This window comes from Phaeobacter sp. HF9A (genome assembly GCF_011806385.1).
In the GTDB taxonomy this organism is placed as follows: Bacteria; Pseudomonadota; Alphaproteobacteria; order Rhodobacterales; family Rhodobacteraceae; genus Epibacterium.
In genome coordinates this window covers 48,099-63,877 of sequence record NZ_JAATOX010000009.1, presented here as the reverse complement: position 1 = coordinate 63,877, position 15,779 = coordinate 48,099, and the positions used below count along the sequence as shown (strand labels likewise).

Annotated in this window: 13 protein-coding genes and 1 pseudogene; 6 read left to right on the top strand and 8 right to left on the bottom strand. The window is 64.6% G+C overall.

Going from position 1 to position 15,779, the window contains the following annotated elements:
- From HCZ87_RS03090 to HCZ87_RS03075, 4 genes and pseudogenes are all read right to left on the bottom strand, one after another.
- Positions 1-356, bottom strand: a pseudogene (locus tag HCZ87_RS03090) (hydroxymethylglutaryl-CoA lyase); the annotation flags it as partial.
- A 45-nt stretch (positions 357-401) separates the two neighbouring features.
- Positions 402-2,345, bottom strand: a complete 1,944-nt coding sequence (locus HCZ87_RS03085) for an acetyl/propionyl/methylcrotonyl-CoA carboxylase subunit alpha (RefSeq protein WP_167642308.1) — start codon at positions 2,343-2,345, stop codon at positions 402-404.
- Between the two features lie 116 nt (positions 2,346-2,461).
- Complete coding sequence (locus HCZ87_RS03080) at positions 2,462-4,066, bottom strand: carboxyl transferase domain-containing protein (RefSeq protein WP_167642307.1); 1,605 nt, start codon at positions 4,064-4,066, stop codon at positions 2,462-2,464.
- Between the two features lie 4 nt (positions 4,067-4,070).
- Positions 4,071-5,612: an AMP-binding protein gene (locus HCZ87_RS03075; RefSeq protein ID WP_167642306.1), complete on the bottom strand. Its 1,542-nt coding sequence runs from the start codon at positions 5,610-5,612 to the stop codon at positions 4,071-4,073.
- Between the two features lie 149 nt (positions 5,613-5,761).
- Between HCZ87_RS03075 and HCZ87_RS03070 the strand changes: the two genes are divergently transcribed.
- A complete protein-coding gene (locus HCZ87_RS03070; protein ID WP_167642305.1) occupies positions 5,762-6,364 on the top strand; it encodes an OmpW family protein in 603 nt (200 codons plus the stop codon).
- A 121-nt stretch (positions 6,365-6,485) separates the two neighbouring features.
- Here HCZ87_RS03070 and HCZ87_RS03065 read toward each other — a convergent pair whose 3' ends face one another.
- Together HCZ87_RS03065 and HCZ87_RS03060 are read right to left on the bottom strand one after the other, a co-directional pair.
- Positions 6,486-7,649: an isovaleryl-CoA dehydrogenase gene (locus tag HCZ87_RS03065; protein WP_167642304.1), complete on the bottom strand. Its 1,164-nt coding sequence runs from the start codon at positions 7,647-7,649 to the stop codon at positions 6,486-6,488.
- A gap of 304 nt (positions 7,650-7,953) precedes the next feature.
- Positions 7,954-9,150, bottom strand: a complete 1,197-nt coding sequence (locus tag HCZ87_RS03060) for a DegT/DnrJ/EryC1/StrS aminotransferase family protein (RefSeq protein ID WP_167642310.1) — start codon at positions 9,148-9,150, stop codon at positions 7,954-7,956.
- Between the two features lie 132 nt (positions 9,151-9,282).
- Between HCZ87_RS03060 and HCZ87_RS03055 the strand changes: the two genes are divergently transcribed.
- Complete coding sequence (locus HCZ87_RS03055; RefSeq protein WP_167642303.1) at positions 9,283-9,744, top strand: hypothetical protein; 462 nt, start codon at positions 9,283-9,285, stop codon at positions 9,742-9,744.
- Positions 9,745-9,757: 13 nt separating this feature from the next.
- Here HCZ87_RS03055 and HCZ87_RS03050 read toward each other — a convergent pair whose 3' ends face one another.
- Positions 9,758-10,435 (bottom strand): HAD-IA family hydrolase, encoded by a 678-nt coding sequence (locus HCZ87_RS03050; RefSeq protein WP_167642302.1) that lies wholly within the window; start codon positions 10,433-10,435, stop codon positions 9,758-9,760.
- A gap of 133 nt (positions 10,436-10,568) precedes the next feature.
- Between HCZ87_RS03050 and glmU the strand changes: the two genes are divergently transcribed.
- Genes glmU through HCZ87_RS03030 form a run of 4 tightly spaced genes read left to right on the top strand, consistent with a single transcriptional unit; the run spans position 10,569 to position 14,954 of the window.
- Complete coding sequence (glmU, locus tag HCZ87_RS03045; RefSeq protein WP_167642301.1) at positions 10,569-11,918, top strand: bifunctional UDP-N-acetylglucosamine diphosphorylase/glucosamine-1-phosphate N-acetyltransferase GlmU; 1,350 nt, start codon at positions 10,569-10,571, stop codon at positions 11,916-11,918.
- A gap of 4 nt (positions 11,919-11,922) precedes the next feature.
- Entirely contained in the window at positions 11,923-13,731 is a 1,809-nt protein-coding gene (glmS, locus tag HCZ87_RS03040; RefSeq protein ID WP_167642300.1) for a glutamine--fructose-6-phosphate transaminase (isomerizing), read from the top strand.
- A gap of 3 nt (positions 13,732-13,734) precedes the next feature.
- A complete protein-coding gene (locus tag HCZ87_RS03035; RefSeq protein ID WP_167642299.1) occupies positions 13,735-14,280 on the top strand; it encodes a pyridoxamine 5'-phosphate oxidase family protein in 546 nt (181 codons plus the stop codon).
- Positions 14,277-14,954 carry a DNA alkylation repair protein gene (locus HCZ87_RS03030; RefSeq protein WP_167642298.1) on the top strand — a complete coding sequence of 226 codons (678 nt, stop codon included), beginning with the start codon at positions 14,277-14,279 and terminating at the stop codon, positions 14,952-14,954. The genes HCZ87_RS03035 and HCZ87_RS03030 overlap by 4 nt, the downstream gene beginning before the upstream one ends.
- A 13-nt stretch (positions 14,955-14,967) precedes the next feature.
- On the opposite strand, the gene HCZ87_RS03025 is transcribed toward HCZ87_RS03030, so the two are convergent.
- Positions 14,968-15,612, bottom strand: coding sequence for a hypothetical protein (locus HCZ87_RS03025; RefSeq protein WP_254868501.1), 645 nt, complete (start codon positions 15,610-15,612; stop codon positions 14,968-14,970).
- Between the last annotated feature and the right edge of the window lie 167 nt (positions 15,613-15,779).

Here is a 15,779-nt window from a genome sequence, read left to right as displayed (position 1 = left end):
ATGCTTTCCTCGATGGTGGCGTTGATATTGGCCTTGGAGAAGCCCTCGGAGGCAGACGCAAAAATCGCGATCTCATCCGCGCGCGCAACCAAAGCATCCTCGTAGCCGTGCATATTGGGCGTCAGCGCGGCGTAGCGCACGCCCCTGGCGCGGGTGATGCCGGCCAGAACCTCGGCGCCGCCGGCCATCTGCGGCACCCATTTGGGCGACACAAAGCTCGCCACCTCGATTCGCGAGAACCCGGCGCGGCTGAGGCAATCCACCAGCGCCACCTTGTCCGCCACGGCAATGTCGCGCGTTTCATTTTGCAGCCCGTCGCGCGGGCCCACCTCGAAGATTTCGACGCGGTCGTTCATGGATCTCGCTCCTCCTCGTTTCAACGGCTGACCCGGTTTGGGCCCTCAGACCTCCTCCAGCCGGACCAGCGCAGCTCCAGACTCCACCTGATCGCCCGCCTGCGCAAGGATTTCCGCAATCACCCCGTCGCGCGCCGCCAATAAAGAGTGTTCCATTTTCATGGCTTCCAGGATCGCCAGCCGGTCGCCCTCTTTCACCGCCTGACCTGGCTCGGCAAAGACCGCCTTCACCAGACCCGGCATGGGGGCCTCCACCACGTTCATGTCGCCCCCGGCAGCCGAGGCGCGATCCAGCGGGTCGATGACCTCGAACTGATGGCCATAGCCATCAAACACGGTGATGGTCTGGCCCGACTGCGCAACCGGTGGCAGGCGGTCGCCGCCGAGCACCCAGTGGCCCGCAATCTTGCAGACGGAGATGAGATGATCGGGATGCCCCGCAAACTCCCAGGTCTGATACTCCGGCCCGTCCACCTCGACCGTGGCCTCGACCAGCTCGCCCTGATAGCTGAGCTGGACCGAGCGCCGCAGCTTCGACCAGAGGCTGAAGCCAGCCTCCCAATCCAGATCCATCAGCCCCAGCGCCTGCATCCCTGCGGCGGCCTTGTGCTCCAGTTTGACCTCGGGCGCCTGTACCAGCTGATCCAGATCCCGCGCAATGAGGCCGGTGTCCACATCCCCTGCGGCAAAACCGTCATGCCCGGCCAGCGCACCGAGGAAGGCGAGGTTTGTCACCGTGCCGGCCACCTGCGTTTGCGCCAGCGCCTGCGACAGGCGCGAGAGCGCCACCGCGCGGGTCGGGCCATGCACGATCACCTTGGCGATCATCGGATCATACCAGGGGCTGATGGTATCGCCCGCGCGCACGCCACTGTCGCCGCGGCAGCTGTCGGGGAATGTCAGATGTGTGAGCGTGCCGGTTGCGGGCAGGAATCCCTTTGGCACGTCCTCGGCATATAGCCGCGCCTCAAAGGCGTGGCCGGTGATGCTCAGCTCGTGCTGTTGTTTCGGCAAGGGCTCCCCTGCCGCCACGCGCAGCTGCCATTCCACCAGATCAACGCCGGTGATCATCTCGGTGACCGGGTGCTCCACCTGCAAGCGGGTGTTCATCTCCATGAACCAGAAGCCATCGCTGCGCAGCCCGTCCGAGCCATCAACGATGAATTCCACCGTGCCTGCGCCCTTGTAGCCGATCGCCTCTGCCGCGCGCACAGCCGCCTGCCCCATGGCCGCGCGCATCTCTTCGGTCATGCCGGGGGCTGGTGCCTCCTCGATCACCTTTTGATGGCGCCGCTGGAGCGAGCAGTCGCGCTCAAACAGATGCACCGCCTGATTGCCGTCGCCAAAGACCTGCACCTCGATATGGCGCGGTTGCTGGATGTATTTTTCGATCAAGACATCCGGGTTGCCAAAAGCGGTGGTGGCTTCGCTCTGCGCGCTTTTCAGCGCCTCGGCAAAACCGGTGGGATTCTCGACCAGCCGCATGCCCTTGCCGCCGCCGCCCGCGACCGCCTTGATCAGCACCGGATAGCCGATCACCTCGGCCTCGCGCGCAAGATGTTCGGGGTCCTGGTTCTTGCCGTGATAGCCCGGCACGACGGGCACGCCCGCCTCCTCCATCAGCGCCTTGGCGGCGTCTTTCAGCCCCATCTTGCGGATCGCATCCGCCGACGGGCCGATGAACACAAGACCCGCCGCCTCGACCGCATCGACGAACTCGGGGTTTTCCGACAGGAAGCCATAGCCGGGATGGATCGCTTGCGCGCCATTGTGCAGGGCCGCGGCGATGATCTCCTCGCCCAGCAAGTAGCTGTCGGCGGGGGACGGTCCACTGCCGATGTGAAAGGACTCGTCGGCCATGGCCACATGTTTCGCCGCGCGGTCCGCATCCGAGTAGACGGCCACGGTTTTCACGCCCATGGCGCGGGCGGTTTCCATCACACGGCAGGCAATTTCGCCCCGGTTGGCTATCAGGATCTTGTTGAACATCTTGCGGTGCTCCTGTGTCGGGAGGTGACTGCCGGGGGCTCTGCCCCGCCGCCCATTGGGCTTGAACCAATGGCGCACCATGCGCAGCCCCCCGGGATATTTGAGGTTAGAAGAGGTTACATCCGAAACACGCCAAAGCGCGTGTCTTCGATCGGGGCATTCAGGACGGCGCTGAGCGAGAGCGCCAAAACATCGCGGCTCTTGCGCGGATCAATGATGCCATCATCCCAAAGCCGGGCGGAGGCATAGAGCGGATGGCTTTGCTCTGCGAACATGTCGATGGTGGGCTGCTTGAACTGCGCCTCTTCCTCGGCGGACCATGTGCCGCCCTGGCGTTCGATGGCGTCGCGTTTGACCGTGGCCAGAACGCCCGCCGCCTGCTCGCCGCCCATCACCGAGATCCGCGAATTGGGCCAGGTCCACAGGAAGCGGGGCGAATAGGCGCGCCCGGCCATGCCGTAGTTGCCCGCACCAAAGGAGCCGCCCACCAGCATGGTGATTTTCGGCACATTGGTGGAGGCCACCGCCGTCACCATCTTGGCGCCATGGCGGGCGATGCCTTCGTTCTCGTATTTCCGCCCTACCATGAAGCCGGTGATATTCTGCAAGAACACCAGCGGGATCTTGCGCTGGGAGCAGAGTTCGACGAAATGCGCGCCTTTCTGGGCGGCTTCGGAAAACAGCACGCCATTGTTGGCGATAATCCCCACCGGGCAGCCTTTGACATGGGCAAAGCCGGTGACCAGCGTCTCGCCAAAGCGGGGTTTGAACTCGTCAAAGCGCGAACCATCCACCAGCCGTGCGATCACCTCGCGGATGTCATAGGGGGTGCGCAGATCGCCCGGCACCACGCCGAGGATTTCCTCGGGATCATAGGCGGGCTCTTCCGGGCTCTGCCAGTTCACGCCCTGCGGTCTTGTGCGGTTGAGGTGGCTCACCGCGCGCCGCGCGAGCGCCAGCGCGTGGGCGTCATCCTCGGCGAGGTAATCCGCCACGCCCGAGAGGCGCGTGTGCACATCGCCGCCGCCCAGATCCTCGGCCGTGACGACCTCGCCCGTTGCCGCCTTTACCAGCGGCGGGCCGGCGAGGAAGATGGTGCCCTGTTCCTTGACGATAATGGTGACATCCGACATCGCCGGCACATAGGCCCCACCCGCCGTGCAGGAGCCCATGACCACGGCGATCTGTGGAATGCCCTTGGCCGACATCCGCGCCTGATTGTAAAAGATCCGACCAAAGTGATCGCGGTCGGGAAAGACCTCATCCTGCTGCGGCAGGTTGGCGCCGCCCGAGTCCACAAGATAGACGCAGGGCAGATTGTTTTCCTCGGCGATCTCCTGCGCGCGCAGGTGTTTCTTCACCGTCATCGGAAAATAGGTGCCGCCCTTCACGGTGGCATCATTGCAGACCACCATGACCTCCTGGCCGTGGACGCGTCCGATCCCCGCAATGAGTCCCGCCGCCGGGGCCGCGCCCTCATACATGCCATGGGCTGCGGTTGCGCCGATCTCCAGGAAGGGCGAGCCGGGATCGAGCAGGTTGGCCACCCGGCGGCGCGGCAGCATTTTGCCCCGGCTCTCGTGCCGGGCGCGGGATTTCTCGCCCCCGCCCAGACGCGCGGCTTCGGCGGCCTCATCGACCGCGCGCAGGGCATCCAGATGCGCCCTGGTGTTTTGCTTGAAATCCTCCGAGGAGGGCAATGCCTTGGATTGGAGTTTCATCGGATTAGTCCTCCACTTCCGCCGCCGCGCGGCGTTTCAATTCTTTGCGGATCACCTTGCCCGTCACCGTCATTGGCAGCGCCTCAAGGAATGCGATCTCGCGGGGGTAGGAATAGCTGGCAAGGCGCTGTTTGACATAGGTCTGCAAGTCCTGAGCGGTGGCCGAGGCCCCCGGTTTCAGCACCACATAGGCCTTGACGATCTCGGTGCGCAGGCTGTCAGGCTTGCCCACCACACCCACGGTGGCCACGCTCGGATGGGTCAGCAGGCAATCCTCGATCTCCGAGGGGCCGATGCGATAGCCCGCCGAGGTGATCACGTCATCCTCACGGCCCACGAACCGCAGATAGTCGCCCTCCCAGATGCCCCGGTCGCCGGTCAGCATCCAGTCGCCCAGAAACTTCTCGCCCGTCGCCTCGGGGCGGTTCCAATAGCGCAGCATCATCGCGGCGGATCCACGCCGCACCGCCACATCGCCCTCATCCTGCGTCGGCTGGCCAGCGGCGTCGATCACCGCGACCTCGTGCCCCGGCACCGGCTTGCCGATGCAGCCCGGCCGCACGGGGAAGTCCGCGGCGCAGGAGGAGACGGTCATATTGCACTCGGTCTGGCCATAGAACTCGTTGATTGTGAGCCCCATGCTCCGCTGGCCCCAAGCGAGCATCTCCGCGCCCAGGGGCTCTCCGCCAGAGGCAACAGTGCGCAGACCGTGGAGCCCCTGCCCCGCCGCCTTCAGCATGCGCAGGGCGGTGGGGGGAAAGAACACATTGCGCACCTCGCCCAATGCGATCACCTCGGCGCAGGCCTCGGGGGTGAATTTATCCAGCCGCGCCGCCACCACCGGCACGCCCAGCGCAAGGCCCGGCATGGCAACATCAAACAGCCCGCCGATCCAGGCCCAATCCGCCGGCGTCCAGAGGCAATCGCCGGGCTGGCCCAGATGGTCATGGCTGATCGAAACCCCCGGCAGATGGCCGGTCAGAACCCGGTGGCCATGCAACGCGCCCTTGGGTTTTCCCGTGGTGCCAGAGGTATAGATGATGATCGTGGGATCCTCGGGGCCGGTGTCGGCAAAGGCAACGGGATCACCCGCCGTGCCGATTTCGGCGGCGATCAGCGGCTGTGCCAGATCCCCCAATTGCGCCGCACCCTCGGCATCCGTCAGCACATAGGCCGCGCCAGAATCCTGAACCCGGCTGGCCAGCGCGTCATGTTGGAACAGTTTGAACAACGGCACCGAGATCGCGCCGATCTTCCAGATCGCCAGATGCGCCGCCGCACACCAGGGCGATTGGCTCAGCAACACGCCCACGCGATCACCACGCCCGACCCGCTTCAGCAAGGCCCGCGCCAGCCCATCCACCATGCAGGCCAGCTCGCCATGGCTCACATCGCGGCGGCTGCCGTGGGTGAGGTCGATAATCGCAAGATCCTCGGCGCCGTGATCCATCACCTGCGCCGCCATATTGAGCCGCTGCGGCGCGTTCCAGGCGCCGCCCTCGGTCAGCCCCGGAGCGCGCGCCGTTTTGATGTGTTTTTCACTCATCTTTCACCCTGCATGAAACGCATAGCTGACATGCGATTTTCACCTGACTTTTCAATGAGAAAGCAGGCTGATTCTTGATCTGGATCAGAGCAGGCACCGGGGGTTTCCGACATTCTGTGCCCAGACCTACACAAGACTGGATAACTGCCATGAAAACCCTGGTTTCTGCCCTCGCACTGAGCGCTTCTCTGACTGCCCTTGCCGTCCCGGCCATGGCTCAATCGCAAGGCGATTGGACCCTCGGCGTCGGCGTGATCAACGTGAGCCCGAAATCGGACAACGGCCTGCTCGCGGGGCAGCCGACCTCCATCGGCGACAACACCCAGCTGTCGCTGACCGGTGAGTACTTCATCCGCGACAACCTCGGCATCGAGCTGCTGGCCGCCACGCCGTTCAAACACGACATCACCATCGCAGGCGTTGGCTCGGCCACCACGAAACACCTGCCGCCCACCCTGTCGCTGGTCTATCACATCCCGACCCAAGGCAAGATCACGCCCTTTATCGGTGCCGGTCTGAACTATACCACCTTCTTTGACGAGCAGACCGCGCTTGGCACGCTGAAACTGGAAGACAGCTTTGGCCTCGCCGCCACAATTGGTGCGGATTGGCAGATCTCCGAGCGCGGCGCGCTGCGTGTGAATGTGCGCTATATGGACATCGACACCGACGCCACCCTTGGCGGCGCCCCCATCGGCACCGCCGAGATTGATCCGATCACTGTGGGCGTCTCTTACGTGCACCGTTTCTAATCTTTCAATTCAACCGCCCGGACAGGACCATTCCAGCCTGGGCGGTTCTCACCTCCCCAAAAGCGCCGCCACCTGCGGCGCTTTTTTTTCGTGCGCCCGCTCTCGCAAGCGGGGCGCGACACTATCCCATGTGGCTCATCAACTCCCGCCCGATCAGCATCCGCCGGATTTCGGAGGTGCCAGCGCCGATTTCCATCAGCTTGGCATCGCGGAAGATCCGCCCGATCGGGTTGTCATTGAGGTAGCCCGCGCCGCCAAAGGCCTGCACCGCCTGATGCGCCTGCGTCATCGCCACCTCGGAGGCATAGAGGCAGCAAGCCGCCGCATCCTGACGGGTCACCGTGCCCTTGTCGCAGGCCTTGGCGACCTCATAGACATAGGCCCGGGCGGTGTTCATCGCGGTATACATATCGGCGATCTTGGCCTGCATCAGCTGGAAATTCCCGATCGGCTGTCCGAACTGCTTGCGCTCCGCCAGATAGGGCATCATCTCGTCCATACAGGCGGCCATGATGCCGGTGCCAATGCCTGCCAGCACCACCCGTTCATAGTCGAGCCCCGACATAAGAACGCGCACGCCCTTGCCCTCCTCGCCGAGGATATTCTCAAACGGCACTTCGCAGTCGTCAAAGATCAGCTCGGCAGTGTTGGACCCACGCATGCCCAGCTTGTCGAAATGCCTGGAGGTCGAGAACCCTTTGAACTCTTTCTCGATCAGAAAGGCGGTGATCCCCTTTGATCCCGCCTCCGGGTCGGTCTTGGCATAGACCACCAGAGTATCGGCATCAGGCCCATTGGTGATCCAGTATTTGTTGCCATTGAGCACATAGCGGTCATTGCGCTTTTCCGCGCGCAGGGACATGGAGACCACATCCGACCCCGCGCCCGCCTCGGACATGGCCAGCGCGCCGACATGTTCGCCCGAAACCAGACGCGGCAGGTATTTTGCCTTTTGCTCGGCGGAGCCGTTCAGCTTGATCTGGTTGACGCAGAGGTTGGAATGCGCCCCGTAAGACAGCGACACCGAGGCCGAGGCCCGCGCGATTTCCTCCACCGCGACGGTATGCGCGAGGTAGGACATGCCCGCCCCGCCATAGTCCTCGTCCACCGTGATCCCCAAAAGGCCCAGCTCGCCCATTTCCTGCCAGAGCGCAGCAGGGAATTCATTGTCCCGGTCGATATCCTGCGCCATCGGCTTCACCCGATCCTGCGCCCAGCGGTGCACCATATCGCGCAGCGCGTTCACATCCTCCCCGAGATCAAATGTCATGCTTGCATTGAACATCCGCGCATCTCCTCCTGCACCACCCAATCGCATTATTTGAACACTTGTTCATTTATGGACAGATCCACCACCGCGCGTCAAGCCCCTGCGCGTTGCACCACAAGGCAAGCTCTCCCGCCCGTCCCGCCAGCATGAGACATGCAGACGGTCCCGTTGGGCCCGGCAAGGCCGCGCCAAAGGCGCGGCCTTGCCCACCGCGATTTGCAAAGCAAAGCGCAAAACCTGCGTCGCGCCCCATCGGGGTGCGACACCGCTAGGTCAGGAGTAGGTCAGGAAATCTCGGCAAGACACGAGGTTCTGCCCCTCAAGCAGCGCCCTGCCAGACGGCGCTGACTTCGGCGCGGATAATGCAGGCGATCAGCGCGCAATCCTCCAGGCTGAAGGTCAAGGGAACCCGCATATCAATGATCCCTGCAAGAATTCGGTCGCTCTCAGGCAGGTGTTGCTCCGGCGCGTAGCGCCAGCTGTCATAGCGCGAGGTAAAGGCCACAGGCTCCGCCCCGCCGAACCATTTGAGCTCCACCCCGCGTGCCGCGCAGCGCGCCAGCACCGCCTGCACCGCCTCCGGCGCCCAATCCAGCAACAGAAACTGGATCGAGGAGCCCACGTAGCGCTCCGCCTCCGGGCGCGCCACCAGTGTCAGGCCGGGGGTGTCGCGCAGCCCTTCCTCCAGCACATGATAGCGCTCATTCCAGCGCGCCACCTGCGCGTCGAGATCGCGCAATTGCGGCCGCAGGATCGCCGCCCGCAGATTGTCCATACGGCCGGAAATATTCGGCGTTTCGTATTTGACCCGCTCAAACACCTCGGGCGCGGGCGCGGCGAGATGGCGGGAATAGAGCATATAAGACCCCGACAACATGATCGCCCGCGCCGCCACCTCGGCGTCGTCGGTGATCAGCAGCCCGCCCTCGCCGGAGTTCATGTGCTTATAGGTCTGACAGGAGTAGCAGCCGATCCGCCCATGCCGCCCCGAGGCCACCCCGTTCCAGGCCGCCCCCATGGTATGGGCGCAATCCTCGATCACGGTGACACCCGCCGCATCGCAGAGCCGCATCAGCCGATCCATATCACAGAGATGGCCGCGCATATGGCTGAGCATCAGAACCTTCGCCTGTGCCAGCTTGGCCTCCAGATCCTCCAGGTCAATGGTCAGCGCCTCGGTGACGCCCACAAACACCGGCTCCGCCCCGACCGAGGCAATCGCCCCCGGCACCGGCGCCAGGGTAAAGGCATTGGTCAGCACCTTGTCACCCGGCCCGACCCCGACGGCGCGCAGGGCGGTGGCCAGCGCATAGCCGCCCGAGGCCACCGCGAGGCAATATTTCGCCCCCACCCAGGCGGCAAATTCCTGCTCCAGAAGCGCGGTTTCGCCCGCCTCGTCGCCCGCGAGGTTATAGCGGTGGAGACGCCCGTGCCGCATCACCTCGACGGCGGCGGCGATGGCCTCTTCCGGGATCGGGTCCTGCTGGGTGAAATTGCCGGTAAATCGCTCTGTCATAAGCAAAGTCATGCTCCCCCCATTCCCGGAGGTCAAGGGGCACGACGGCCAAGATCCGGCGGAAATTCCCCGCAGCCCCTGCCCTCACGACCTGCTAACCTCGCGGCCATTGTGACAATAAAGGACAGTGACATGTGTTCCCTTCTCAAATCCCTGACCCTCGGGCTTGGTCTCATGCTCGGCAGCCAGGCGCTGGCGCAGGATATCTCGCATCTGGAGGCCGAACCGCAGACCCCCAGCGGCAAGTTTCTCACCGCGACCGAGGTGAAACCGATCCTTGGCGCCACCCAATCCAGCTGGGTGGCGGTGCGTGAATTCCAGGGGCAGGACCTCCTCTATGTGACCCATCTGTGGTCCTGGCGCTGCGGTCTGGCGCAGATGGAGCTGTCGCTCAACGATGGGCCCTATGAGATCTGGCCGATGCCGGACTGCCACGCGCAGGATGCCGCCCCCGGGGCGATCCTGGACGGCGACGGCGACCCTTATCGCCGGTTTGAGCTCGGCTCGGTCCAGTCCATCGGGGTGCGGCTGGTCTATGATGACCTCTCCACCGCCGAGGTGCATTTTGACCGCGCGGCGGTGTTGATGCCCTAAGGCCTGCGCAGGATCAGCGCGCCGGGTTGGTTCCGATCAGCCCGGCCACGATCCCCGGCAGATCCGCATAATCATGCAGCAAGGCCTCCGGGTTCAGCGCGGCCATATCGTCCCCGGCGGGGCCAAAGGTCACCAGAACCGAGGGCACCCCGGCGTTGGCCGAGGTAGTGCGGTCGGTATCGCTGTCGCCGATCAAAACGCATTTTTCCGGCGCACCGCCTGCACGGCGCGCGGCCTCGAACAGCGGCGCCGGGTCGGGTTTGCGCACCGCCAGCGTGTCCGCCCCCACCAAAGAGGCAAAGGCATCCCGCACCCCGAGCCGCTGCATCAGGAGCTCCGCCAGCCCCTCGGGCTTGTTGGTGCAGATGCCAACGCCGTAGCCTGCGGTTTTGAGCGCCTCGACCGCCTCCATCGCGCCGGGATACATGCGGGTATGGGTATCCAGCCCCTCGCGATAGGCGGCCAGCAGAACCGGATAATATTCCTCGACCGTGCTATCCTTGAATTGCCCGGCGCGGGTCAGCCCCTCGGTCAGCATGCGCTTGCCACCGCGCAGGGCGATCTTGGCATCCTCCGGGTGGGTCAGCATATCGCCCAGCCCCATCACCCGAAAACAATGGTTCGCCGCCGCCAGCAGATCGACCGAGGTATCGGCCAGCGTGCCGTCGAGGTCAAAAATCACCGTGCGCATGAAAAATCCCCCTTCGGCGCAATTTCGCCGCCTCATGTTGCAAGTCGCAATCGAAGTTTATGGGGACGCATCTTGCGCCCCGCCTGTTAGCGGATAAAACGGAGACAACAAAAACTCAAAGGGAAAACACCCCATGAGCACCGCTCTTGTCATCCTTGCCGCAGGCAAAGGCACCCGGATGAACTCTGACCTGCCCAAGGTTCTGCATCCGATCGCCCAGGCCTCCATGCTGGAGCATGCCATGGCAGCCGGCCGCGCGCTGGATCCCGAACGCACCGTTGTGGTCGCCGGGCATGAGGCCGAACAGGTGCGCGCCGCAGTGGCCGAGATCGACCCGGAGGCCGAGGTGGTGCTGCAAACAGAGCAGCTCGGCACTGGTCACGCGGTGCGTCAGGCGCAAGCGGCGCTGGAGGGGTTTGCGGGCGATATCGTGGTGCTTTATGGCGATACGCCTTTTGTGTCGCCGGACACGCTGGAGCAGATGATCGCCGCCCGCGCCCGCGCCGATCTGGTCATCCTCGGCTTTGAGGCGGCAGATCCCGCGCGCTATGGCCGTCTGGTGATGCAGGGCGAGAGCCTGGAAAAGATCGTCGAATACAAGGACGCCACCGAGGCCGAGCGCGCGATTACCTTCTGCAACTCCGGCCTGATGGTTTGCGGCGCGGAGGTGATGTTTCGCCTGCTGGACAAGGTCGGCAATGACAATGCCTCGGGCGAATATTACCTGACCGATCTGGTGGAGCTGGCCCGCATCGAGGCGCTGACGGTGACCGCCGTCGCCTGCGCCGAGAGCGAGACCCTCGGGGTGAACTCGCGCGCCGACCTGGCCATGGCCGATGCGGTGTTTCAGGCCCGCGCCCGGGCCGAGCTGCTGGAGCTGGGCGTTACCCTGATGGCGCCGGAGACGGTCTATCTGGCCTTTGACACGTATATCGGCCGCGACACGGTGATCGAGCCCAATGTGGTCTTTGGCCCCGGCGTCACCGTCGAAAGCGGCGCGCTGATCCGGGCGTTTTCGCATCTTGAGGGCTGCCATGTGTCGCGCGGCGCCAAGGTCGGCCCCTATGCCCGCCTGCGCCCCGGCGCGGAACTCGCCGAAGACACCCATATCGGCAACTTCGTCGAGATCAAGAACGCAGAGATCGCGGCGGGCGCCAAGGTCAACCACCTGAGCTATATCGGCGATGCCTCGGTCGGCGAGGCCACGAATATCGGCGCAGGCACCATCACCTGCAACTATGATGGGGTGATGAAACACCGGACCGAAATCGGCGCCCGCGCCTTTATCGGTTCCAACACCTGTCTGGTGGCCCCGGTGACGATCGGCGACGAGGCCCTGACCGCCACCGGCGCGGTGATCACCAAGAATGTCGCCGCGGGTGATCTTGCGATCGCGCGGGCCGAGCAAACAAACAAACCGGGATACGCGCGCAAGCTGATGGACATGCTGCGCGCGAAAAAGGCCCGGATGAGCAAAGGATAACCCCATGTGCGGTATCGTTGGAGTTCTGGGCAGCCATGAGGTCTCCCCCATTCTGGTGGAGGCGCTGAAACGACTGGAATATCGCGGCTATGACAGCGCCGGGATTGCCACCGTGAATGACGGCCAGTTGGATCGCCGCCGCGCGGGGGGCAAGCTGGTGAATCTTTCCGACGCGCTGGTGCATGAGCCGCTGCGGGGCAAGTCCGGCATTGGTCACACCCGTTGGGCCACCCATGGCGCGCCCACGGTCACCAATGCGCATCCGCATCAGGCCGGACGGGTCGCGGTGGTGCACAATGGCATCATCGAGAACTTCAAGGAGCTGCGCAGCGAACTGGCGGAGCATGGGATTTCCTTCACCACCGAAACCGACACGGAAACGGTCGCCCTGCTCTGCGAATACCATATGCGCGACGGCGCCTCCCCCGTTGAGGCCGCCCGCAAGACCGTGGCGCGGCTGGAGGGCGCCTTTGCACTGGCCTTCCTGTTTGACGGCGAAGAGGATCTGATGATCGCCGCCCGCAAGGGCTCTCCGCTGGCCATCGGCCACGGCGAGGGCGAGATGTTCGTGGGCTCCGATGCGATTGCGCTGGCGCCGATGACCGACCAGATCACCTATCTGGAAGAGGGTGATTTTGCCGTTCTGACCCGGACCAGCCTTGAGATCACCGACGCCAGGGGCAACCGCGCCAATCGCGAAAAACGCCAGATCCGGCTGGAAAACACCCGCGTTGACAAGGATGGCCATAAACACTTCATGGCAAAGGAGATCGCCGAACAGCCCGTCGCGGTGGACAAGGCGCTGAAAGCCTATATGGACAGCGCCGGCGCCATCACCCTGCCCGAGGGGCTGGATTTCAGCAAGATCGAGCGGCTCTCCTTTGTGGCCTGCGGCACCGCCTATTATGCCTGTATGGTGGCGAAATACTGGTTTGAAACCATCGCCCGCCTGCCGGTCGAGGTCGATGTGGCCTCTGAATTCCGCTACCGCGAACCGCCGGTCAGCCCCGGCACGCTGGCGCTGTTTGTGAGCCAGTCGGGCGAGACCGCCGATACGCTGGCAGCGCTGCGCTATATGCAGGGCAAGGCCGATGTGATCGCCGGGCTTGTCAATGTCCCCGAAAGCTCCATCGCGCGGGAAAGCGACGTGGTGCTGCCGATCCACGCAGGGCCGGAAATCTCTGTCGCCTCGACCAAGGCGTTCACCTGCCAGTTGACCGTGCTGCTCCTGATGGCGCTGAAGGCCGCCGAGGCCCGGGGCCTGCCGCTTCCCGCCGGCATGCCCGACGGGCTGCGCGCCCTGCCCGGGCTGATCCACCAATCGCTGGCCTCCGAGGCGCAGATCGCCCGCGCGGCCCGTGACCTGGCCACCGCCCGCGACATCATCTTTCTGGGCCGGGGGCAGCTCTATCCGCTGGCGCTGGAAGGCGCGCTGAAGCTCAAGGAGCTGAGCTATATCCACGCCGAGGGCTATGCGAGCGGCGAGCTCAAACACGGCCCCATCGCGCTGATTGATGACAAGGTGCCGGTGATCGTGATGGCGCCGCGCGATGCGCTGTTTGAAAAGACCATCTCCAACATGCAGGAGGTCATGGCGCGCGGTGGCCGTGTGCTGCTGGTGACCGATGCCGAGGGCGCGACCGAAGCCGCGGAGGGCACCGCCGAGGTCATCATCATGCCGCAGGTCCCCGATGCGCTGGCGCCGATCCTCTATGCCATTCCCGCCCAGCAGATCGCCTATTTCACCGCGATCGCCAAAGGCACCGATGTGGACCAGCCTCGCAATCTCGCGAAATCGGTCACGGTGGAGTAACCCATGGCCAAGCAATTCGACGCCTTTGACGAGAGCCACCGCAGCTTTGTTGCCCAGCAGCCCATGTTCTTTGTCGGCACGGCGGCGGCGGAGGGGCGCGTCAATGTCTCGCCCAAGGGCATGGACAGCCTGCGCATCCTGTCGCCCAACCGGCTGATCTGGCTGAACCTTACCGGGTCGGGCAATGAAACCGCCGGGCATTTGCAGCGGGTGAACCGGATGACGGTGATGTGGTGCTCTTTTTCCACGCGCCCGCTGATCCTGCGCGCCTATGGCACCGCCCGCACCCTGCATCCGCGCGATGCCGATTGGGCGGCGCTCAAGGCCGAGTTCCCCGACCACCCCGGCGCGCGGCAAATCTATGACATGCAGGTCGATCTGGTGCAGACCTCCTGCGGCTATGCCGTGCCCTTTCTGGAATTCAAGGAAGAGCGCCCGGTGCTGCGCAAATGGGCCGAGGATCGCGGCGAGGAGGGCGTTGCAGACTATTGGGATACACGCAACCGCAGCACCATCGACGGGTTTGACACCGGGATCATGGAGCCATGACCCCGGAAGACGCACTTGCCGCGCTGCGCAGCAATGTCGAGCCCGGCCGCGCCGAACAGATGGCCGCCTACCACAAACAAAACCGCGAGGTGCTGGGCGTCGGCAACGAGGTGCTGAACAGCCTCTCGCGCGACTGGCGTCAGGCGCTTGATTTGCCGGAGCGTGTTGAGTTGGCGGCGGTGCTCTGGGCCAGCGATATCTTTGAGGCCCGCATCCTGGCGGCAAAACTGCTGACCCAGGCCCGTATCAAGGCGGATCAGCCGGTCTGGGATCTGCTGCAAAGCTGGCTGCCCGATTTTGACAGCTGGGCGATCGCGGATCATGCGGCCTCGGCCATCGCCAAACGCCTGCAAGCGGCGCCTGAGCGGCTCGATGTGGTTGAGGGCTGGACCAGCTCCGATAATCTGTGGACCCGCCGCGCAGCGCTGGTCGCCACCCTGCCCTGGGCCAAGCTGGCCAATCCCAAACCTGCCGAGCTGCAAGCCCGCGAGCGTGGGCTGGGCTGGGCGGCCAGCTATGTGGCGGATCGCAATTGGTTCATTCAAAAGGCCATCGGCTGGTGGCTGCGCGATCTCAGCAAACATGATGCGGCGCGCAGCCGTGCGTTTCTCGACCAGCATGGCGCGGATATGAAGGGCTTCGCCCGCAAGGAAGCCGCGAAATACCTGAAATGACGTGACCGTCGGCTCAGACCGGGCCGACGCGGATCTCGACCAGTTCCGTCAGCGGCAGACCCAGCGCGCGCATGCCGCCGATCGACAGGCGGCTGCCCTGCCCCGCATCGCCCGAGATCGGCTCCAGCGTGACCACCACGGATTTGCCATTTGGCGCGGTCAGACGCGCATTGCGGCGCGAGGACACCAGCGGCGTTTCCATCCACAGGCCATCGCGACCCGGATCGCCCAGCCCAACCACGGTTGTCTTCTGCCCGGAAAACGATTGCGCCGAGGGCACCACAGGCTCCGGCGCCGTTGCTACGACCCGCGCGGGGCTGGCCGGTTGGGCAGGCCTTGCCGGCGCCACCGGAGCCGCCGTCACCGGTGCGGGCGCCACGATGGGCGCGCCTGATGTCGGTGCGTCCTGCACGCCCGGCGAGGTCAGAACCGTCCGCGCGTCATTTTCGCGGCTTGCCAACGCGGCTTCCGCTTCGCGCTGCTTGGCCCGCTCGGCGGCCGCGGCCTCGGCCCGTTGCTGCTGCGCCTGACGCAGCGCATCCACATCCACGCCCCTGCCGTTGCCCTCCAGCACCTGAGAGTTCAGATGCACGCCCCCGATCGGGTTGCAGGCGGCAAGCGCGGTTGCCGCAAGGGCAACAAAGGGAATAGTTTTCAAGGCACATCGAGTCATGGCGCGACCCTAGCCGCCTGATCTGCGAGACGCCAGTCTGAATGCGCCCTCGGCGGCCAGCAACCGCCGACCCGCAGTCGCAGCATGGGAAATTACGCCGCCCAAAAGGCCCCAGGCCCGCCGCTGTCGCAAGCCTATTGTCCTCGGCGGCC

Excerpts from the sequence above, each read along its gene's own strand:
- HCZ87_RS03085 (WP_167642308.1), bottom strand. The coding sequence starts at position 2,345 with ATGTTCAACAAGATCCTGATAGCCAACCGGGGCGAAATTGCCTGCCGT.
- HCZ87_RS03080 (WP_167642307.1), bottom strand. The coding sequence starts at position 4,066 with ATGAAACTCCAATCCAAGGCATTGCCCTCCTCGGAGGATTTCAAGCAA.
- HCZ87_RS03075 (WP_167642306.1), bottom strand. The coding sequence starts at position 5,612 with ATGAGTGAAAAACACATCAAAACGGCGCGCGCTCCGGGGCTGACCGAG.
- HCZ87_RS03070 (WP_167642305.1), top strand. The coding sequence starts at position 5,762 with ATGAAAACCCTGGTTTCTGCCCTCGCACTGAGCGCTTCTCTGACTGCC.
- HCZ87_RS03065 (WP_167642304.1), bottom strand. The coding sequence starts at position 7,649 with ATGTTCAATGCAAGCATGACATTTGATCTCGGGGAGGATGTGAACGCG.
- HCZ87_RS03060 (WP_167642310.1), bottom strand. The coding sequence starts at position 9,150 with ATGACAGAGCGATTTACCGGCAATTTCACCCAGCAGGACCCGATCCCG.
- HCZ87_RS03055 (WP_167642303.1), top strand. The coding sequence starts at position 9,283 with ATGTGTTCCCTTCTCAAATCCCTGACCCTCGGGCTTGGTCTCATGCTC.
- HCZ87_RS03050 (WP_167642302.1), bottom strand. The coding sequence starts at position 10,435 with ATGCGCACGGTGATTTTTGACCTCGACGGCACGCTGGCCGATACCTCG.
- glmU (WP_167642301.1), top strand. The coding sequence starts at position 10,569 with ATGAGCACCGCTCTTGTCATCCTTGCCGCAGGCAAAGGCACCCGGATG.
- glmS (WP_167642300.1), top strand. The coding sequence starts at position 11,923 with ATGTGCGGTATCGTTGGAGTTCTGGGCAGCCATGAGGTCTCCCCCATT.
- HCZ87_RS03035 (WP_167642299.1), top strand. The coding sequence starts at position 13,735 with ATGGCCAAGCAATTCGACGCCTTTGACGAGAGCCACCGCAGCTTTGTT.
- HCZ87_RS03030 (WP_167642298.1), top strand. The coding sequence starts at position 14,277 with ATGACCCCGGAAGACGCACTTGCCGCGCTGCGCAGCAATGTCGAGCCC.